This is a genomic window from Novosphingobium sp. (genome assembly GCF_032093395.1).
In the GTDB taxonomy this organism is placed as follows: Bacteria; Pseudomonadota; Alphaproteobacteria; order Sphingomonadales; family Sphingomonadaceae; genus Novosphingobium.
The window spans coordinates 1-2,284 of the sequence record NZ_DAMDBA010000166.1 but is presented as its reverse complement, the minus strand read 5'-3'; the positions used below and the strand labels follow the sequence as shown (position 1 = coordinate 2,284).

The 2,284-nt window shown below is 66.9% G+C and carries 3 protein-coding genes; all 3 read right to left on the bottom strand.

Features of this window, described 5'->3' with window-relative positions:
- Positions 1-797: fumarylacetoacetate hydrolase family protein (locus RT424_RS24350; protein WP_313443469.1), on the bottom strand; the 797-nt coding region annotated here is incomplete at its 3' end.
- 4 nt (positions 798-801) lie between these two features.
- Positions 802-1,608, bottom strand: coding sequence for a cyclase family protein (locus RT424_RS24345; protein ID WP_313443467.1), 807 nt, complete (start codon positions 1,606-1,608; stop codon positions 802-804).
- A partial coding sequence (locus tag RT424_RS24340; protein ID WP_313443465.1) for an alpha/beta fold hydrolase occupies positions 1,605-2,284 on the bottom strand: 680 nt, incomplete at its 5' end. The genes RT424_RS24340 and RT424_RS24345, both read right to left, overlap by 4 nt.

The window sequence follows — 2,284 nt, the reverse complement described above, 5'->3', positions numbered from 1 at the left end:
ACTTGCGCATAGTTCGCGTTGGAGACGGTGCCCGAGCCTATGATCGTTCCGGCCACGAGGTCGCGGGTCAGTGCGGCGTGGGCGATCAGGTCATGGAAGCCGACGTCCATCGCCGCCCCGCTCGCCGCGCCGAACCGCTTGCCGTTGAGGTCTATCACGAGATCCATGCAGACCCGCCCATCGCGCCAGGCATCGCCCAGCGCTTCGGGCGTGACCGCGAACGGTGCCATCGAACAGGGCGGCTTGGCCTGGATCCAGCCGAACCCGGTCTTCATCTCGATCGGCGCGATCGTGCGCAGCGACCAGTCGTTGATCTGCACGACCAGCCGGACGTGCTTCAGCGCTTCGGCGGCCGGGGTGCCCATCGGCACATGATCGACGACGACGCCGAACTCGCCCTCGAAGTCGATGCCGTGGGCCGGGTCGGCAAAGGGCACCGGATCGGCGGGACCGTAAAAGCGATCGGACAGCCCCTGGTACATCAGCGGTCGATCGCTATCGACCGGCGGCAGGCCGAAGGCGATCTGCATGAGCTGGCCGTGGGTGCCGAAGGCCGAACCGTCGAGCCATTGCCAGGTACGCGGCAAGGGTGCGCGCAACCGCGCGGGATCGAGCCGCCCGCCCGCGCCGGCTTCGAGCCGCGCCGCAAGCCGCAGCAGACCGGGCGCGACGGCCTGCCAATCCTCCATGGCCGAGAGCAGCGTCTGCCCCGCGCTTGCGAGGTAGCGGGTGCCGTCTGCCGAAACGACGACCAGCGCCCCATCCGGACGACCGTTTTCCAACGTGGCAAGGCGCATCGGATCAGTCCTCGAAGATCGCGACGGCGCGGGTCCAGCCCGCGGAAGCGCCCTTGATCTTGTGCGGGAAGCAGCTGACGGTGAAACCGTGGCCGGGCAGCACTTCCAGGTTGTGCAGCTTTTCGAGGTGGCAATAGCCGATGTCCCGGCCCGCCTTGTGACCTTCCCAGATCAGCGAGGTGTCGCCGGTTTCCTTGACCTTCTCGGCCGTGTAGCTGAACGGCGCGTCCCACGACCAGGCATCGGTGCCGGTCACGCGCACACCGCGCTCGGTAAGGTACATGGTCGCCTCGTAGCCCATGCCGCAGCCGCGATTGACGTAGTTCGGCTCGCCCAGCGCCTTGCCCGCCGCCGTGTTGACGAGCACGATGTCGAGCGGCTGCAGGTCATGGCCGATGCGTGCCAGTTCGTCCTCGACGTCCCTTGCCGTCACCACGTAGCCATCGGGAAAGTGGCGGAAATCCAGCTTCACGCCGGGCTGGAAGCACCATTCCAGCGGCACTTCGTCGATGGTGATCGCGCGCTTCGGCTCCCCGTCCTTCGCGTCCATCGTCGGGTGATAGTGATAGGGCGCATCGAGGTGCGTGCCGTTATGCGTGGTCAGCCGCACCCATTCCGCAGCCGCGAAACCGGCGCCGTCCGGGGTGTCCTCGGCGGTAACCCCCGGAAAGAACATGTCCAGCTCGCCCACCGTCTCCGCATGGGTCTGGTAGGTGATCTCGGGCTTGAGGAACGGCGGATCGCTGACCACGTCGTTGCACAGCGTGATCGAAAGATCGACGAAGCGGCGACGGGAAGAATGGGGCGTCATGCGGTTTCTCCGCCCAGCGTTTCGGCGAACCAGTCGCTGATGAGATCGCGGCCGTAAGCCATGTTATCGGCGCCGACATGTTCGACGCCGCCTTCGCGGGGCGTGAAGATCACCTTCTCGCGGCGCGGCGAGTTGACGAGCTGGTCGTAGAGATCGGCGGCATAGTCCACGCTGATCTGGCGATCCTCGGCGCCGTGGGTGACGAGGAACGGCACCTGGATGCGGTCCATATGGCCGTTGAGGTTCATCGCCTCGGACCGCGCGAGGAAATCGTCCTGGTCCTTCGCGCCGAAGGCCCAGTGGACGTGCGCCCAGTAATGCGGGACCGGGTTCTCGCCCTCGCGCGCCATGCGCTTGTCCTGCACCTCGCGCCAGTTGTGGTTGGCCCCCCAGACCGCGCCACTCGCAAAGCGCGGCTCATAGGCCACCGCGCGCGGCGCGAAGTGGCCGCCGAGCGAGATGCCGGTCATGCCGATGCGCTTGGGGTCAACCTCCGGCTGCTGCTCCAGCCAGTCCACCGCCTTGCTTGCCCAGCTTTCTGAGTGCGGATCGACGGGAAGGCCCTGGAGCCGCAAAGCCTCGCCGGATCCGGGCTGGTCGACGCAGAGGGTGGAGATGCCCCGCCGCGCCAGTTCCTGCGGCAGGCGCGTCCAGTAGAGCAGTTCCTTGCAGCTAT

Bases quoted from the DNA above. Each gene is read 5' to 3' on its own strand.
- RT424_RS24345 (WP_313443467.1), bottom strand. From the start codon at position 1,608: ATGACGCCCCATTCTTCCCGTCGCCGCTTCGTCGATCTTTCGATCACG.